The organism is Mucilaginibacter sp. (genome assembly GCF_025362475.1).
Classification (GTDB): Bacteria; Bacteroidota; Bacteroidia; order Sphingobacteriales; family Sphingobacteriaceae; genus Mucilaginibacter.
In genome coordinates this window covers 173,988-190,924 of the sequence record NZ_JANYGH010000023.1, presented here as the reverse complement: position 1 = coordinate 190,924, position 16,937 = coordinate 173,988, and the positions used below count along the sequence as shown (strand labels likewise).

General features: G+C 40.1%; 19 protein-coding genes. 17 read left to right on the top strand and 2 right to left on the bottom strand.

The features are described from left to right. Positions 1-185 precede the first annotated feature (185 nt). On the top strand, positions 186-764 hold the full coding sequence (locus Q0R88_RS08975) for a hypothetical protein (protein ID WP_295715213.1): 579 nt from the start codon (positions 186-188) through the stop codon (positions 762-764). Positions 765-993: 229 nt separating this feature from the next. After that, positions 994-1,434, top strand: a complete 441-nt coding sequence (locus Q0R88_RS08970; RefSeq protein ID WP_295715211.1) for a carboxymuconolactone decarboxylase family protein — start codon at positions 994-996, stop codon at positions 1,432-1,434. Between the two features lie 426 nt (positions 1,435-1,860). On the opposite strand, the gene Q0R88_RS08965 is transcribed toward Q0R88_RS08970, so the two are convergent. Together Q0R88_RS08965 and Q0R88_RS08960 are read right to left on the bottom strand one after the other, a co-directional pair. Beyond that, positions 1,861-2,100, bottom strand: a complete 240-nt coding sequence (locus tag Q0R88_RS08965) for a hexameric tyrosine-coordinated heme protein (protein WP_295715209.1) — start codon at positions 2,098-2,100, stop codon at positions 1,861-1,863. Positions 2,101-2,458: 358 nt separating this feature from the next. Continuing rightward, a complete protein-coding gene (locus Q0R88_RS08960) occupies positions 2,459-3,334 on the bottom strand; it encodes a helix-turn-helix domain-containing protein (protein ID WP_295715207.1) in 876 nt (291 codons plus the stop codon). A gap of 644 nt (positions 3,335-3,978) precedes the next feature. Here Q0R88_RS08960 and Q0R88_RS08955 point away from each other — a divergent pair. The 15 genes from Q0R88_RS08955 to Q0R88_RS08885 all read left to right on the top strand — a co-directional run bounded on the left by Q0R88_RS08955 (position 3,979) and on the right by Q0R88_RS08885 (position 16,919). Beyond that, complete coding sequence (locus Q0R88_RS08955) at positions 3,979-5,937, top strand: sigma 54-interacting transcriptional regulator (protein ID WP_295715204.1); 1,959 nt, start codon at positions 3,979-3,981, stop codon at positions 5,935-5,937. Between the two features lie 247 nt (positions 5,938-6,184). Beyond that, on the top strand, positions 6,185-6,592 hold the full coding sequence (locus Q0R88_RS08950; RefSeq protein WP_295715203.1) for a hypothetical protein: 408 nt from the start codon (positions 6,185-6,187) through the stop codon (positions 6,590-6,592). A 9-nt stretch (positions 6,593-6,601) separates the two neighbouring features. Next, on the top strand, positions 6,602-6,961 hold the full coding sequence (locus Q0R88_RS08945) for a hypothetical protein (RefSeq protein ID WP_295715202.1): 360 nt from the start codon (positions 6,602-6,604) through the stop codon (positions 6,959-6,961). Continuing rightward, positions 6,958-8,076, top strand: coding sequence for an ATP-binding protein (locus tag Q0R88_RS08940; protein WP_295715200.1), 1,119 nt, complete (start codon positions 6,958-6,960; stop codon positions 8,074-8,076). The genes Q0R88_RS08945 and Q0R88_RS08940 overlap by 4 nt, the downstream gene beginning before the upstream one ends. Positions 8,077-8,508: 432 nt before the next feature. Further along, the gene (locus tag Q0R88_RS08935; RefSeq protein ID WP_295715198.1) at positions 8,509-10,665 is read left to right on the top strand and encodes a cbb3-type cytochrome c oxidase subunit I; all 2,157 of its coding nucleotides are present in this window, start codon (positions 8,509-8,511) and stop codon (positions 10,663-10,665) included. Between the two features lie 13 nt (positions 10,666-10,678). Then, positions 10,679-11,716 (top strand): cbb3-type cytochrome c oxidase subunit II, encoded by a 1,038-nt coding sequence (locus tag Q0R88_RS08930; protein WP_295715196.1) that lies wholly within the window; start codon positions 10,679-10,681, stop codon positions 11,714-11,716. A 20-nt stretch (positions 11,717-11,736) separates the two neighbouring features. Next, positions 11,737-12,003, top strand: coding sequence for a hypothetical protein (locus tag Q0R88_RS08925; protein ID WP_295715194.1), 267 nt, complete (start codon positions 11,737-11,739; stop codon positions 12,001-12,003). After that, positions 12,000-12,410 carry a cytochrome C gene (locus Q0R88_RS08920; protein ID WP_295715193.1) on the top strand — a complete coding sequence of 137 codons (411 nt, stop codon included), beginning with the start codon at positions 12,000-12,002 and terminating at the stop codon, positions 12,408-12,410. Before Q0R88_RS08925 ends, Q0R88_RS08920 begins: the two co-directional genes overlap by 4 nt. A 105-nt stretch (positions 12,411-12,515) precedes the next feature. After that, entirely contained in the window at positions 12,516-12,809 is a 294-nt protein-coding gene (locus tag Q0R88_RS08915) for a cupin domain-containing protein (RefSeq protein WP_295715191.1), read from the top strand. Between the two features lie 12 nt (positions 12,810-12,821). Continuing rightward, positions 12,822-13,313, top strand: a complete 492-nt coding sequence (locus Q0R88_RS08910; RefSeq protein ID WP_295715188.1) for a hemerythrin domain-containing protein — start codon at positions 12,822-12,824, stop codon at positions 13,311-13,313. Between the two features lie 24 nt (positions 13,314-13,337). After that, complete coding sequence (locus Q0R88_RS08905) at positions 13,338-13,634, top strand: hypothetical protein (protein ID WP_295715186.1); 297 nt, start codon at positions 13,338-13,340, stop codon at positions 13,632-13,634. Positions 13,635-13,831: 197 nt separating this feature from the next. Beyond that, positions 13,832-14,308 (top strand): cupin domain-containing protein, encoded by a 477-nt coding sequence (locus tag Q0R88_RS08900; protein ID WP_295715184.1) that lies wholly within the window; start codon positions 13,832-13,834, stop codon positions 14,306-14,308. A gap of 135 nt (positions 14,309-14,443) precedes the next feature. Then, positions 14,444-15,316 carry a helix-turn-helix domain-containing protein gene (locus Q0R88_RS08895; protein WP_295715182.1) on the top strand — a complete coding sequence of 291 codons (873 nt, stop codon included), beginning with the start codon at positions 14,444-14,446 and terminating at the stop codon, positions 15,314-15,316. Positions 15,317-15,582: 266 nt separating this feature from the next. Beyond that, positions 15,583-16,302, top strand: a complete 720-nt coding sequence (locus Q0R88_RS08890; protein ID WP_295715180.1) for a hypothetical protein — start codon at positions 15,583-15,585, stop codon at positions 16,300-16,302. Next, on the top strand, positions 16,299-16,919 hold the full coding sequence (locus Q0R88_RS08885) for a TetR/AcrR family transcriptional regulator (protein WP_295715178.1): 621 nt from the start codon (positions 16,299-16,301) through the stop codon (positions 16,917-16,919). Before Q0R88_RS08890 ends, Q0R88_RS08885 begins: the two co-directional genes overlap by 4 nt. Positions 16,920-16,937: the final 18 nt, after the last annotated feature.

Sequence of the window (16,937 nt, the reverse complement as noted above, 5' to 3'; positions counted from 1 at the left end):
AACAGGTTAATTAACCAAAACAGCTATTCCGACTAAACTAACAGCATTATCGACCTTTTTCCGTCCTGTAATCTGCTCAGCTTTGCTTTGTGATTTAATTTAAAGCTAAGGAAAAAAAGTTACGAATAAAATTGAATCACAAGGCCTTACAGTATTATTTACAAGTAAAATTAAATCAACAAAAAATGAAAACAACAATTCAATCAAATTCCTACTTAATTGAACATGATATTACCGTTGCAACCAATTTGCGAACCCTTTATTATCTCCGCAGTGCTTTTTCGGTAATTTGGGCGGTATTAATTTCAATTTTCGCCAAAAATAACGCATCAGTAGCTATAGGCCTTTTGATCTTATACCCGGCATGGGATGTTGTCGGCACGTTGATTGACATCAAAGTATCCAACAACGTAGAGAATAGCAAAACACAGTATTTTAATGCTATAATCAGTGCTATAACCACAATAGCAGTTGCAATAGCACTACAAAACGGAGTTCCTGAGGCGCTGATTGTGTTCGGTGCCTGGGCGATATTGACAGGTCTCATACAGTTGATTATGGCAGTAAGGCGCAAAAAGAAGGTTGCCGGCCAGTGGCCGATGATAATTAGCGGCGGACAATCGATGATTGGTGGCAGCTCTTTTATTATTCTGGCGCATTTGCCAACAATGGGAATTGCAAGTTTGGCCGGATATGCGGCATTTGGCGCATTTTATTACTTATTATCTGCAATTCGTTTAAACAAAGTAAGGAGCAGGGGTTAATGCGAATTTGTTTTGCAGCGCATGCTGTTTCTGTCCGTCCGTTTTTAGGGAGTGAAAGCCGCAAAACAACATAAATTATCTCAGTTCTGTAAGATATTCGATAGTGCCACTAATTGCCATGTAAATTGGTTAAGGAACAATCGATAGGATCATTAAAATGCTCATAGGGCCATTGATAGCCAATGGTTAATTACAATAATTAGAAAAATAATAATAAAACTTATAAATTATGAAACCCAGATTTAAATTAGCGCAGGTAATGCCACAGGTTTACAAACCTTTAATAGAACTTGATAAGCTTCTTGCGGAAACAGAGCTTACCAAAATTCAAAAGGAAATGATTAAGATACGCACGTCGCAGATCAATGGATGTGCCTATTGCCTTAATGTGCATTCAAAAGATGCGCTTAAATATGGTGAAAGGCAGGAACGTATTTTTGTGATGAGTGCGTGGCGCGAAGCACGGAATTGGTTTAATGAGCAGGACCAGGTTATTCTTGAACTGACGGAACAAGTTACGATGATAGCTAATCACGGCGTTACTGATGAGCTCTTTGAAAAAGCTGTTGAAATTTTTGGTGAAAAAACAACTGCGAACATTATCCTTTCCATTACCATGATGAACGCATGGAACAGGCTGGGGGTATCTTTTGGAAATCAACCAGAATAATTATTTTTTAATTTGGCTACCCTTGCTATTAGGCGATTTGAAATGGTCAAAAATAGCCGGTAATAATAGCAGGGTAAATGGTATCAGAAGCCATGGCGACGGACATCGGGCTTAAAGGAAAATCCTTTGGACACATTTGTATCTGCATTTATTTCTGGCCGTTGAATTTAGCTGACCTGTTACGTGCGCCGGCCGTTTTTATAGGAGCTTCTTGCTATCTGTGTATAATAATGGAAAAGTCATCGATGACTTTTCCATTTGAAGTACTTGCTTGATCATGCCCATGCCGATCAATTCAAGATTGCGAGGAACTAATAACAGCACTTTAAACCGGGCGGGTTAGCAGGCAATCTCAAACCCCAAGTCCAGGAAGCAACGGTGTTTACCTGAACTTTTATGCAATGCCTTTGAATCAGAAAGCCATTATCATTTCCAGAAGTTGTTTGCGGCTGCGATAGTTGCAAATTCAATAGCTACTGTTTGGCCAATAGCTATAAGCATCGCTGCATCTTCCGCATAAACCGGGCGTAGTTTTTCCCGTATTGCCGCGTCAGGTTGTGTGACTTTAATAATGAGTCTGGATAATTTGATGGCCAGCTGCCTGCCTTCTTCGGGCGTTGCGGTGATCAGGGAATTGCCGGGGATAAGTTCTACTAATGTTGACATTGTTTTTGGTTTTGAGTTAATTGTTTTGTTGATTATAATTATGACCTAAAAATCATTCTTAATGATTGATTTTTTGTTAGATAAGCGGTAATCCAGCTGAGCGATGTCTTTACTTAGTTTGTATAATTGATATCAGGGGTACCAAAAGCCATAACAATGCCGCTCTCATGCACTTTACCTGTTCGGATATGTCCACCATCGCATTTTGACGCCCTGCAATAGCTATTTAGCTCCTGATCAAAATATTTGAATGCGGATAAATTATCCTCTTATTCATTCCCCGCAAACCCTCCGCCGATGATCGCAACATTTTAACTCCTTATTGGTTGGTGTTTTACTCATTTTGCAGAATTAATGATCAAATAGGCTGGGGGATTGGGCTGTTTTTCTTAAAATCAGAAAAATTAATTCCTGTTGTATTTTTAAAAAACTTGCTGAAATGCGCCATGTCGGCAAAACCCAGATTATATGCTATAGCTTTCATACAATTATTTGGTTGAGTTGCCTGAAGCTTGGCTTCGGCGGCAATTCGTTGCCTGATGTGGTATCCTGCCGAATAGCCGGTTAGCTTTTTCACAAGTTGGTTCAGGTAATTTGGAGTTACAAATAATTGATCAGCATAATCAGAGACCATCTTCTGTGTCCTGAAGTTTTTGTTAACAATCGAACTGAAGTTTTGAAATATCTCTTCATTTCGGGAATACCTTGCAGTAATTTGCGGCTGAGCCTGCCCCGATAAATAAATAAGGAATATGGTGAAATAGCGCCTGAGAATTTCAGGCCTGTAAAGGTTGTATTTATTGAATTCTTTCATAACGATATCCATAATATCCTGAAATTCATCTATAGTATCATTATTGAATTCCATATAATGTGTCTGGTGAAAAAGCTGATGAATTCTTGTGTTGATATGGTCATGGTCGTTAAAATCAAAAAATCCGGATGTAAATGATATAATGTAACCCTTGAGGCGTTTAGGAAGCTTCAGGTTGGCCAATTCACCTGGCCTGATGAACAATAAATGGTCATTGCCGATTATCTGTTCGTTGAAATCCTGATAATAATTGCCAAACCCATCTACAATCCATATTATAGTGTAGCGGTTATTTGAGCGATACCTGTCTATGTTATATCCAAGTTCCTCGTTAACCCAGTGCAGGTTCTGCATATCAAAGGGAAGATCACTTCTTTTGTTTTCAACATACAAAGGCGAAAATGTTTCTAACTGTTCCATGGTTTTGATTTTAGGAGTTTCAAGGCGGTAAACGATGTTCTATTTCTATGCCAGTTATATTTTAGCTTATAATTAGTTGATTATTAGTATGGTTGTAAAGTTAAGACCTTTTTTTAAATACGAAATATCGAAAACGGCGAATTGAATTACGATATTTCGTATCTCCATTTGATGAACATATAACAGCGGGATTGGACCCGAAACGACAGAAAGCTTATGGAAAGCTAATCGGCAGAGTTTAAGCAAGGTGTAAATAGTACATTAGAATCTATAACGGGTACATTTTAATATCACATAATATCATTCATTTTTAACGCAACTTAATTTTAGTTACAAGACTACCCGTGTTGCAGAGAATGCTAAATATCAGTTAAATGGATTTAAACTTTTTCAATATAACCACTTGAAGAACTGCTCATCGCGATGGGTAACCTCATGTTGCTCCTGAGGAAAGTTTTTACGTTTATGATGAAAAAAAGAACGTATTTTTATTTAATAAGCTTATGAAAAGGCAATAGCGGCTTAGAAGTATCATTGTAGAGTTGTATCCTGTTTTGCATTTAGCTGCGGATATAGTGAGATAGGTTTTCGCAATGATAGATTAAATACCGTGCGAAGGATTAAATAGTATTAGGTAATTCACTATGGAAAAAAAAATACTAATAGTTGAGGACGAATCATTAGTCGCCTTTGATCTGAAGCTGATACTAACCAGGGCCGGATATCAAATTTGCGGAATCGCTGATTCCGTTAAAGAAGCGTTGGAAATTATTAATGAGGAGAAGCCGGAGTTGGTTTTACTGGATATATTTCTGAAAGGCCCACTAACAGGGATAGACCTAGCACGCGATCTGACCGCCCAGAACATTGCGTTTGTTTACCTGTCAGCAAATTTCCAGGAAAGTATATTGGATATGGCAAAGAGTACGCAGCCGTATGGATTTTTGGTGAAACCCTTTAGAGAAAACGAACTACTGATTGCAATAGAGGTTGCCTTTTACCGCCACCGGAATAGTATGGAATCGAGGTTCCGACGCGAGTTTGCCCTTGAAGAGAAATTTAAAGCTATTGAGCAGGAGCAAATTGATTGGCGACAAAAATTGCGCAAAATATCAAGCAGCTTGCAACCATATCTACCATTTGATTATTTGAGTATAATCCTGAACGTAGAAACCGTATCATCATTTGAAGGTATATCATTTTACAGAACAGGGTTCGATGAATATCAAATGTTGGGAGCTAAGGATTTTCTCAGCGCTGCCAGATTGTCGGCACAGGATTTTGAGAACATGGTAAAAAAGACGCCGCTAAGTACTAAAACAAAATTCTATAATAATACCGAGTTCAGGGAAATAGGTGAACGATACCCTATTAAAAAGGCGATAGCAAACACGTTTCAAATGAATTCCTTTTTAAACTATCCGCTGTTAATGGCTGATAGTGAAGTGTTGACGTTTTCGTTTTACAGTCGAAAAAGCAATTGCTATACAAATGATCACCTGGCATTGCTCAGCCGCCTTCAACAAACGCTTACAAACATTGTTGAATCTATATTGAAACTCGAAAATAGTGGACAAGACAGGCCTATATCGTTACCGGTGACGGTTAATAATCAAACTGCGGCAACAATATCTGTTTTTGATGGTATTATAGGGAACAGTCATCAGATTTTAACTGTTCAGGATCTTGTATCGGTAGTGGCCCCGCTGGATACCTCGGTTTTGATATTAGGAGAGAGCGGAACAGGAAAAGAACGAATAGCTAAAAGCATACATAACTTATCACCCCGGCGTACTAAACCTTTGATTATTGTTAATTGCGCCTCTCTTCCGGCAACGCTGATTGAGTCTGAGTTGTTTGGCCACGAGAAGGGGGCCTTCACGGGTGCAAACGAAAAAAGAATTGGAAAATTTGAGCTTGCCGATAAAGGAACTGTTTTTTTGGATGAGATTGGAGAAATGCATCCGGAGTTGCAGGTAAAGCTGTTGCGTGTATTACAAGAACAGGAAATTGAACGGATAGGAGGTAAGGCGCCGATAAAAATTAATGTTCGCATTATAGCCGCAACGAACCGGGTGCTTGAAAAAGAGGTTGAAGAGGGGCGTTTCAGACTCGATCTTTATTACCGGTTATACGTTTTTCCCATAACCATTCCGCCATTAAGAGAACGCATTGAAGATTTGCCTCTTTTGGTGAAACACTTTATTCATCGGTTTTCACTTAAAAGCTCCAGAAGTGTAACGGATGTATCTCCAGAAGTGATGGATCAACTTCGTACCTACCACTGGCCTGGAAATGTGCGGGAACTGGAACATCTTATTGAAAGAACGGTGCTGCTCACCAATGAAACGGTGATAAGGCAGGTATTTTTACCAAAGCCCTACAATGGCAATGGTAATAAACCGGTTGTTAAAATGTTTGAAGACACGGAAAAGCTGAAAACAATAGATGAAATTAGCAGGGAGCACATTTTGACGGTATTAAAAAAGTGCGAAGGAAGGATTGGCGGAAAAGGCGGTGCTGCGGAAATTTTGGATATTCAACCTACTACTTTGCATTCAAGAATAAAAAAATTGGGAATAAAAAAAGAAGACTTATTTTGATATACACCAATGACGGCTAATTTGCTTAACTCAATAAGTATTATTCAACATTTAAATTAACTCACAAGCGCCGTCCCACTAAGGGGCGTTTTTTTTTTTACAACAATTTCTTAATTGCGGCGAAATATGTAAAATATACTATTATATGCATAATTGATACATTGATAAAAAAACAATTCAAACGGAACTTTACAACAGTTTATGATAAGTGACAAATCATTAGTTGGATAATTAAATCGTTCCTGAAATGAAAAAGAATACTTGTCTTTTAATCGCTTTTATAGCTGGCATTATCACATTTTCCTTTGGAAGTTTATCCATTAAGTTGGTACAGGATCAAACCGGACTGGCGCTGGGTGGTAGTGTGACCTTGTTTATATTGCAATTGTTGCTGACAGTAAAATATTCTGCAGGCACGTTGGCCCTATTACCATCGGAAGCCGGTCTAAAGCAAATCGCACTTGGTTTCCTGACTGCGGACATTACCATTGGATTATGGATCGTAGTACGTAACGGTACGGAAGTATTTCCGCTATACCTTCTGATCATGCAGGTTTCCTTACTTGCTCTTAATCGTAAAACCGAAAATGTAATAAACAGAGAAAACGTATTACCGATTCCGGATGCAGTTCAGATTGTTTTGGAAGGTGTTTAAGAAATCGGTATGAAAAACGATGATAAAATAATTGATATCATAATTTCACTGCACGAACGCGGATTCGATCACGATTTTATCGTGGAGCAAAAATATATCCGTTGCTTGCAATGCAATGTGTTGATAGCAGCCGACGATTTTGAAATCGTTGAAACATACTATGGCGAAAGTAAAAGCACAACGGGAAATGGCAGCGCCATATATGCTATAATCTTAACCAATTATGATATAAAAGGTATTTTGATGAGCTCCTATCGGTCATATATAAATGGAATGTTCATCCATTTGTGGCCAAAGTTTAATAACACTTTCAGGATAAATGTAAATACAGGTGGATTGTCTAAAAGCGAAAAAAGAATTTTAGTATGAGTAAGGAGATCAGATACAAGGCCAATAAACAGCATATTTTAAACGACTATATGCTTGGCGGCAATTATATAGGTAACTGGAAGATAGCACTCAGCTCCGGTAAAATATCTATCTGCCCGCGCATGCGTAAAATACTGGAGTTGCAAAAAGGAGACTATGAAGGCCTGGAAGATCTTTTGACCCAGGTAAAGTCGTCACATGCAGGAAAGCTTATCCATGAATTTAAACTGGCTTGTTTTAATGGTACACGTTTCGAAAAACAGATACATATAGTTACTCAGTTTGGGAACGAAAAATGGATACAACTTTCGGGAATCCTTTACTCCCGAAGATGGGGAGCACCGGAACAAATGGTTGGCACTATCGAGGATGTTACTCAAAAAGTTAAAGAAGACTGCCTGAGTATGGCAATAGTAAACCATGAGTTGCGATCTCCATTGACACTTATTAAACTAAACACCCAATTCCTGATAAACGAGCTGTCGCATTGTGTTAATAAGCGGCCGGTAAGGCTTTTAAATATGGTTGATGATCATGTTGATGGAATGACAAAGCTTATTGATGAATACCTTACAACCTCAACTGATGATGAGCGGGAACCCCGGTTCAATTTAACTGTTTTTGATTTGGATAACCTGGTGAATACAGTTATCAATGAAGTAAAGCTTCTTTATCCTGGTCACCGGTTTCGTAAAGTCCCGGCAGAAGCGACAATCCTTGTAAGGGCAGATAAATACAAGATCATTCGGGTGTTAATCAACTACCTGACCAATGCAGCCAAATTTTCTCCTGCCTGTTCTAATATTATTATCAGCGTTACCAAAGCACCGTCCGAAATAACGGTATCTGTACAAGATGAGGGACCGGGAATTGATGAGGAAAAGGGGCAGCTTGTTTTTCAAAAATTTTATCAGTGCGATAGCCAATCTACCAGGCAAAAAAACAGTAAAGGACTTGGTCTTTACATAGTAAAAAACATAATTCAAAAGCATGGAGGGGCAGTATGGGCAGAAAATGGCCCTGTTGCAGGAGCTGTATTTTATTTCAGTTTGCCTGTATTTCAGGAAATTACACTTAATTGCCCCGTTCAGGAGGCGGTGAAACTTACGGCCTGAACAGTCATCCAAAAGCAAGAAGATAATAAAAGATAAAAATATCTTTTATTATCAATCCTGATGTTTACATTTGCTTATAAGCAACGGGAATATTAAAAAAAGATGTGAGTATACAGTTCGGGTAGTTTTATTTATCGCCCGGCAAACTGCAGAAATATAAGATAGAAATCGCCTGCAATCAGACACTGGCAATAGTCTTTAAAGGGTGGATTTCTCCGGACTTTGATTTTGACGAATGACAACCAATTGCATGTCATGCTACAAAATATAACCAATAGATAGTTCAATGAAAATTTGAACCCAGGTGCTCTGAAATTAATTGATTTTTTGAGTTAGCAGATTTATATCTGCAACCACTTTAGCTTTTGATGTCCGAAAATAAGTGTTTAAAATAATTCATCCTAAAAATAAAAGGTATTAATGTATTTTATTATGAAAATTAGATTTTATTTATTTTTTATTTTGGTTACGGCCCTGCTGGCTTGTAGCCCCTTTAATACTGTATATGCCGTTGTGCCGGTTGAGATCAATCCGCAGGTAAATGTGATAGCCTGTCTTATAGTGGCGTTCACAGTTTTTTTTATACTGCTGATGCTGGTATGGATTATCCGCCTTGCAAAAGAGTTAAATGAAGACACCTCTAGTAAGGAAATTACGGTGGAGAAATGGCGATTTCGGCAGATTAATGGCTTAGACTCCAGACAGTTGGAGCTGTTGATCAGACGGAGGAACTCTAAAAGAAGAAAGGGTAAGCCAAATATTGAAAGGCCGGGACTTAAAACTACCGTCATTGTGATATTGTTTTGCCTGTTATCCATAGCCGCCAGGGCGCAAACCGCAGAGGATGGCGGAGAGCATGTTTTAACAAGCCCGGGCATGATCATTATGCTTGCGCTGATTTGTATCCCGTTATTGGCTGTGATGTTTTTTGTTGGAGTAAGGCTTCAGCATTTGGCTAATAAAACCCGGTATAGCCGCATCAAAAAAGAAACTCATGACCTGGCGGAAACGGTTGATAGCGACGATGCTGTTTTTGAAGAACTGGTAAAGAGAAAACAAGCGCTTGATTACAAATTGACTAACAAAGAGCTTTCCGGTAAGGTTGATCCGGAAGATGCGAGAGGTATGCTGCTCAATGTAGGTGAAATCAATTCTCCGCGTTTCTTTGCTGCCAAACGCAAAGCGGCGGCCAGGCACCAAGCCGATCCAGAATTGGTTAAGCTTATTATGTGGTATTTAGGTACCGCGGCGCTATGGCTGGTTGTAGGTACCTCTATTGGGGAGTATATAGGAATAAAGTTCGTAGCGCCCGATGCTGATCATGTAAGCTGGTTAAGTTTTGGCCGCTTAAGGCCGGTACATACTAATATGGTTTTCTGGGGCTGGTCCTCCCTGGCGATGATCGGTCTGGGTTATTATGTAGTTTCTACAGTAAGTAATACCGCAATACGCAGCATCAAAAGGGGGTATCAATCGCTGGTGCTTATTAACTCAGCAGTGGTTGCCGGCAGCTTATCGCTTATGGCGGGTATTAATAATGGTGGCGGCGAGTACAGGGAGTACACATGGCCGGTAATGGGGCTGTTTGCCGCCGGCATTGTGATATCGCTTGTAAATTATTTGCAAACCGTTGCAGATCGTAAAACAAAAGAGATCTACATCTCTAATTGGTATATCATTTCGGCCATGATGTTTATCACGGTGATTGCTGTAGTTGGCTATATTCCCTTATATCAAAATGGTCTTGGCGAAACTATTATACAAGGCTATTATATGCACCAGGCAGTAGGGATGTGGTTTATGCTTTTTAACCTGGGGTTAGTGTATTATTTTTTGCCACAGCAGCTAAATACCCCCATATACTCTTACAGCTTGGGCATCCTGGCCTTTTGGGCGCAAATTTTATTTTATACACTGATAGGTACACATCATTTTTTATTCAGTTCGATACCTTGGTGGCTGCAAACGGTGGCTATTGTGGGTAGCATGGGCATGTTGATCCCGGTTTTTGCGGGCACTACCAATTTCTTAATGACCTTTAAGGGCAATTACCATAAAATAGGCCGAAGCTATACATTGCCGTTTTACATTGTAGGCGTCCTGTTTTATTTTACAGGATCAACACAGGGAACAGCCGAAGCTTTCAGGAGCACCAACCTCGTCTGGCACTTTACCGATTTTACAGTAGCCCACTCGCACCTTACCATGTACGGCATTATTGCATTTATGCTTTGGGCTTGTATTTATACGCTGGTACCGCGCCTTACCGGTAAAGAACCCAAACAGGGCCTTGTGGGTGCGCATTTTTGGATGGCCTTAATTGGCGTGTTATTTTATACTATCCCATTGATGATTGGCGGTACTTTAAAAGGTATAGCCTGGACCCAGGGTAAGCCTTTTATTGATGGTGTAGTGCTAATGGCACCTTACTGGTTATGGCGCGCAATTGGCGGCTCGCTGATGTGGGCATCGCACCTGGTATTTGCCTGGAACATGTATGTAATGTTTGCCGGCAACCGTACCGAATCTGAAATGAAGAACCAGATTTTTGACCAATTGAGTCACACACCCATAAACGCAGAAATTTAATTAGCACCGCCCCATGGAGATTTACAATAACCATCGAAAACTTTTTACCGTTGCCCTGTGCTTTTTTGTGCTGCTCACGTTTTTTGTAGCCATTGTGCCCGCAACATCAAACCAAAATAACAATGCACCCTTACCGGGCAGCATCCCGCTAACCAAACTGGAAACCCAGGGCAAGAACGTTTTTATTGCCGAAGGATGCGTAGCATGCCATACCCAGCAAGTGCGTAACCTGGATATGGATAAAGTTTGGGGCACTCGGCCAGGAATTTCGGCCGATTATGCAAACAATAGCCGCACGGATGTATGGCGCAATACCGCCACATTGATGGGGTCTGAACGTACTGGCCCCGATTTAACCAATATTGGTCTTCGTCAGCCCAGTTCCGATTGGCATCTGCTGCATTTGTTTAATCCGCGTTCAGTTGTAGCGGCCTCAATTATGCCCTCGTATGAGTGGCTTTTTACCGTTCGGGATTATCCATGGCCAGGTGAAGTTGTTGTTAATGTACCCGATGATTTCAGGAAAAGGATTACCGGCCGGATAGTAGCCTCGGATAAAGCCCTGGCGCTGGTGGCCTATTTAAAATCATTAAAACAGGTGAAACTGCCCGATGGTAAACCGGTGCCGATATTCCTTTACGGAAAAACTGCGGAAATTTCAGGTTCAACCCCAGGTAAACCAGGTACAGGCAAAGCCGGGCTTGATGGTGCCGCGCTGTATGCAACCAATTGCCAGGCTTGCCACCAGGAAAACGGCGAAGGCTTACGCGGCGCTTTCCCATCATTAAAAGATAGCAAAGTAGTACTTGACCCAAGTGCAGAGGTACAGGTAACTATTATTATGAAAGGTTACAACGGCAGGGCAAGTGAGGGTTACGGCGTTATGCCACCAGTGGGTACTAACAACAACCTCAAATCCGAAGAGGTTGCCGCTATTGTAAACCACGAGCGAAGCAGTTGGGGTAATAACTCCAAAATGGTAACTGCCGATGAGGTGAAGAAGATCATCGCGTCGTTTGGTAAAGGGGAAGCCACAACGGCTAAAAAATAGGATCATTAAACAGAAGCAAAATGAAAAAAATCACAATACTGCTACTCATAATATCAATTAAAATAAATGCATTAGCCTGTGATGCTTGTGATAAGCAGCAGCCCAAATTACTAAGGGGTATTACACATGGCAGCGGACCGGATAGCGACTGGGATTACCTGATAGTAGGCATTATGGTTGTTATAACCTTGTATGTTTTGATAGCATCTATCAAATGTTTAGCCCGCCCTGCGGAGAAGAATAAAGAGCACATCAAACGAATGATATTAAATGACGCCAACCAATGAGAGATCAAAGTTTTATAACCTTATTTATTGATGATGACCCAAGGCCGCTGGGCGAGTTTCCGGCCCCTGTTGCATTTGATCTGGATACCAAAAAATTAACAGATGGTAACCATGTGCTTAAAGTAGTAAGCAAAGATCATTTGGGTAAAGAAGGGGTTAAGTTTATTCCATTTGTAGTACGTAACGGCCCAGCTATTGCCATTGAGGGTTTAAGAAAAGATGAAGTTGTGGAGGGTGTGTTACCTCTTATGATAAACGCATACGGCAAAGGCGATCAAAAAAGCTTTATGCTGCAAGGCAGCGAAACACCTCATAGTATTCCATGGTGGCTGGTGGTGGGCATCATCCTTTTTGTAGCGTGGACGGGTTATTTCATCATCACATCACTCTCCGTTAAACTTCATTAAAGGAACTTTTTTACTGGGATGATTCAGAGCGAGCGGGCAAGTAGGAGACGAAGCAGATAAAGTGATTGTTTAGCTGCAGATATATAAGTTTTAAAAATTAAAACAATGAAACAGATTGAAGCAAATGAAAATTTCCAGGTGGTTAAAATTGAATTGACTGCCGGGACACATATGAAAAGGCATATAGCAACTTCCGATGCCTGCCTGATTGTAGGGGAGGGTAGCGCTTTGCTTATTTACGCAGGCGAAACTTACGAATTGAACAAGGGACAAACATTTTTGATTCCTTCGGGAGAAGAACATATGTTAAAGATCATCGCGGATTTTAAAGCGTGGATCGTTTTGGGGAAAGGCGCGCAGATCAGATACGCAGAACCAGAATCCATTGTTGTTAATTAATCGAGATCAGAAATGCCTATTAAAAGAAACGCGCATATCATGCCACTCTCCCGTGATCATCATTCAGGTCTTTTATTTGGATGGAAAATCAAGGAAGGGGTTAAAAAGGAGATCGCATTTTCTCGCATTAATGAGTATATCGGATTTTTTTGGAAAGCGCACCTGCGGAATCATTTCCAAGACGAAGAACATCTGTTATTTTGCCTGCTTGATAATGAATTGATTCAGAAGGCTAAGCGTGAACATCAAGAGCTTGAGGCCTGGTTCGTCAAGGCTGAAAATAACGAACTGGGCAGTAATGATGAATACATAAGGTTTGTTGAACTACTCATCAGCCATATAAGGTTTGAAGAGCGGGAACTTTTTCCTTGCCTCGAAAGCGAGTTATCGCCAGAAACGCTTGCCCATGTTGGTGAGGCGCTGACGAAATCGCACCAACAGCCTTACACAGAGCTTTATGAAGACGAGTTTTGGGTTGACAAGGAAAATCAGAAGCATCTATAATTAAATTTTAAATAATATATATATATGATAATTAAAAAAGTGCGGGAGCAAATTGAACTTACACAGGGGCCAGTAGCTAAACTTATAAAACATACAGATCATTATAAGGTGATAGTCATCGGCTTAAAAAAAGGGATGGTTTGGAAAGAACATAAAACCGGGGTGCCAGCTACCCTGATCGTAAGCGAAGGTCATATTCTTTACTCCGAACTGGAGCGTACTGTTGACCTTAAAAAGGATGATGATTTTGAAATACCTGTAAATGTGCTGCATGGGTTGTTGGCCAAAGAAGATAGCATTTGTTTTTTAATACAGGGCTGAGCAACAGTCTGTTTAATGATAATTGATTGATTGAATTCACCAGGCATCTTTTTTTCTACTTTCTAACCTAATCGCATATACACAAATAATTTTTTATAAAGGTGGCCTATCAAAATCAAATCATTTATAATCCGGTAACGGGACAAAGCATCAAGTTCATTCAAACAAGTTGGGATACTTCAGGCCAATTGCTCGAGATGGAATCAACTTATAGCGCGCTGTCAAAAGAACCCCCTATGCATTATCATCCTGATAGTGCGGAAGATTTCAGAATAATTTCTGGCAGAATAAAGGTGCGGATGGATAACAAAATAAGCGTTTACAAGGCAGGCGAAAGCTTTCACATATCACCAAACCGCATTCATAGCATTTGGAACGATGGGGAGAGCAAGGCTGCTGTAAATTGGAAAGTTACAAGGCCTATGAATACAGAATTTTTACTGGAAACTATGTTTGCATTGGTTAATGATGGCAAAGTTAATGAACAGGGCACGCCCAGGTTTTTACAGATGGTACTTACGGCTGGCAAATTCAACAATGTTCTACGGCTGGCGCGGCCGCCATTTGCGCTGCAACGAATAGTTTTTGTGCTGTTAAAGCCCTTTGCATATGCTTTAGGTTACAGGCCTTATTACAAAAGGTATCTTTCGTTGAAAAAGGGGCAGCAGGTATAAAAACGACATCTTCTCGTTTGTGGCGATGTACCAATTATCGGTTACCGGCAAATTTCGACGTGATATGTCATCATAAGTTTAAAATGGATCGGGTTATGATATACTCTAATTAAATCCCAGTAAATTTAATTATCCATGGACGAGATCAGTACATATTCTATTTCAAGGTTGCAAAAGGCTTTTGAGCTCGCGACGAGAAAAACCGATTATTTTTATGTCGGGCCGGGAAGAGAACCGTTGTATAATGACGAGCCCTTCCGTACGGAGACTTATACCATACTGTTGCTGAAAAAGGGACGTATGAATCTTCATGCCGATCTTACTAATTTTATAATAGATGCGCCGGCAGTGTTGACTATCGGCCCTAACGTTACGCGCAGTTTTCAGCAATGCGAAGGGGAGACAGAAATATTGATCTTTTTTTTTACCGACTCCTTTCTGTTGGAAACAAGGGCTAATATATTTTACCTTAATAAGTACCGTTTTTTTGAAAATAATGACCGTCATTTTCTAGTTCTCAATGAACATGAAATGGGAAGGCTGAGCGCTATTTTCGATTTGATAGCCGCTACCTATAACAAAGATCACCCGAACGAGTTGGTATTAATGCGTAGTTATTCGTACCTGCTTATTCACGAGGTAGATGCCATGCACAAAAACAGGACGGTTGTTGTAAGTAAAACGGATGATCAGAGCTCGATTTTTATCAGATTTCGTAACCTACTGACCAAAGAGTTCTGGCGACACAGGTCGGTGAGTTTTTACGCTGACAATTTAAACGTTACTCCAAAATATCTTTCAGAATTAATTAAAAAACAAACCGGTAAAACTGCTGGAGAGTGGATAGATCGCGCCATTATTCTTGAAGCTAAAGTATTGCTTCAGAACAAAGAACTCGGTATTTCCCAGGTGAGTGACCAGCTAAATTTTTCCGACCAGTCCGTTTTTGGGAAGTTTTTCAAAACTCATGAAGGAATCTCTCCCTTGGAGTATCGGAAGCGATTGTAAATAAGTTATTTTTTTTTCTTCGTCTCAAGCAATAGCGGGTTAAGTCATCGCCCTTGCTGATTATATGTATTTAAATAAATGCGAAAGATTTCTTTAACGTTCAAATGATTTGAAACTGTTAAATAAGCGGTTACACATTGAAGGAACAGTAAAAACGACTAAAAGTACAGCCATGCCGCCCTTTTTAGGGCATTGATTGTCCCGACATTTGTTTTGTACAATAAGGGAAAGGATTTAGTTGATCCGGAACCACAAAACCGATGTTTATGAAACAGATTGCAGAAACAGACAGGAAATTTATCGATATGATAGACCTGAAGGTTCATCATTCTATTTTTCCTGTAAAATTTCCTCCCACAGATACAGCATGGGGCAATATTTTTAGGTTTGATGACAAAATTATTTTACCCGGAAGGCAGGATATACAAAACTTTACAGGCAGCCCCATATTAATGGTTATTATATTAATCAGTGGGGCAGCTGCTTACTACGATTCAACAGGTTATCGGAAAATACTGAAGGAGAAAGATACGCTTTTAGTAGGCTACGGCAGCGATGGGGTTCAAACTATCATCTTTAATTACAACGAGAACGAGGAAAATGAATTCCTGGAGATTTGGCTGACAACAGACTCTACCGAAAGAAGGAGACAGTTTTTTCCGGCCAGGGTAAGCGAAGAAGATGAAGCAAAACTTTCATTTTCAATACCAGCCCTAAACGATGACAGCATTGATTTGAACACTGACAGCTGGTTGTGGAGAGGTCGATTTGTTGGGGATTCCGACTATGTTATTGACCAGACTTCATTAAATGATAACCTCATCCTGTTTGTTTTAAGCGGCTCTATGACCGTGAATAACAGGCCAATGACCTATCGGGATGGAATGAGCCTGTCGTTAAAGGAGAAAATTACCATCCACTTTGAAAAAGAGACAGATCTGCTAATTATTCAGTTACCGGACAATTTAAATGATAGTGTAAAATGAATACATTAATAACTAAAAAAAGCGGTGCCAGGGAACTGCTGCTCCATGTGGCCGAAAAACTGTTTGCTGAATATGGATTCGACAGAACATCCATCCGTATGATAGCCGGAGCGGCAGGTTTGAATTTGTCGCTGATCAGCTACTATTTTGGTTCAAAACATGAACTGCTGATAGAGATCTTCCGCATCAGGTTGCAGCAATTAAATGCAGCTTTACAAGCCATCCCTAAATTGGCCGGCTCGGTACCAGATAGGCTTTTGGGATTCATGGATGTTTACGCGGAAACATCCGGCAATAATAAATTCTTCACTTTATTAAATCGGGAATTTGCTTTTTCGGACGTGTCACCGGTAAAAGATCTGATCAGGAATTACTGGGATAATGTTTTAACTACAGTAAAAACGCTTGTAAATGATGGCGTAAAAGAAGGCTATTTTAGTAGTAGCGATGCACACCTGGCCTATTTTGGTATTCTGGGGCTGTTCACAATCCTGGTTTGCGAGTCACCATTGAACGAGATCATTAATACTCATTTTGATCCGGGCGGGCAGATGTTCACCGTTGAAAAAATTAAGACCTACTTATATAATACCCTGCAAAACAATCAAGTGGAATAATCTACAGATCCTAATTCT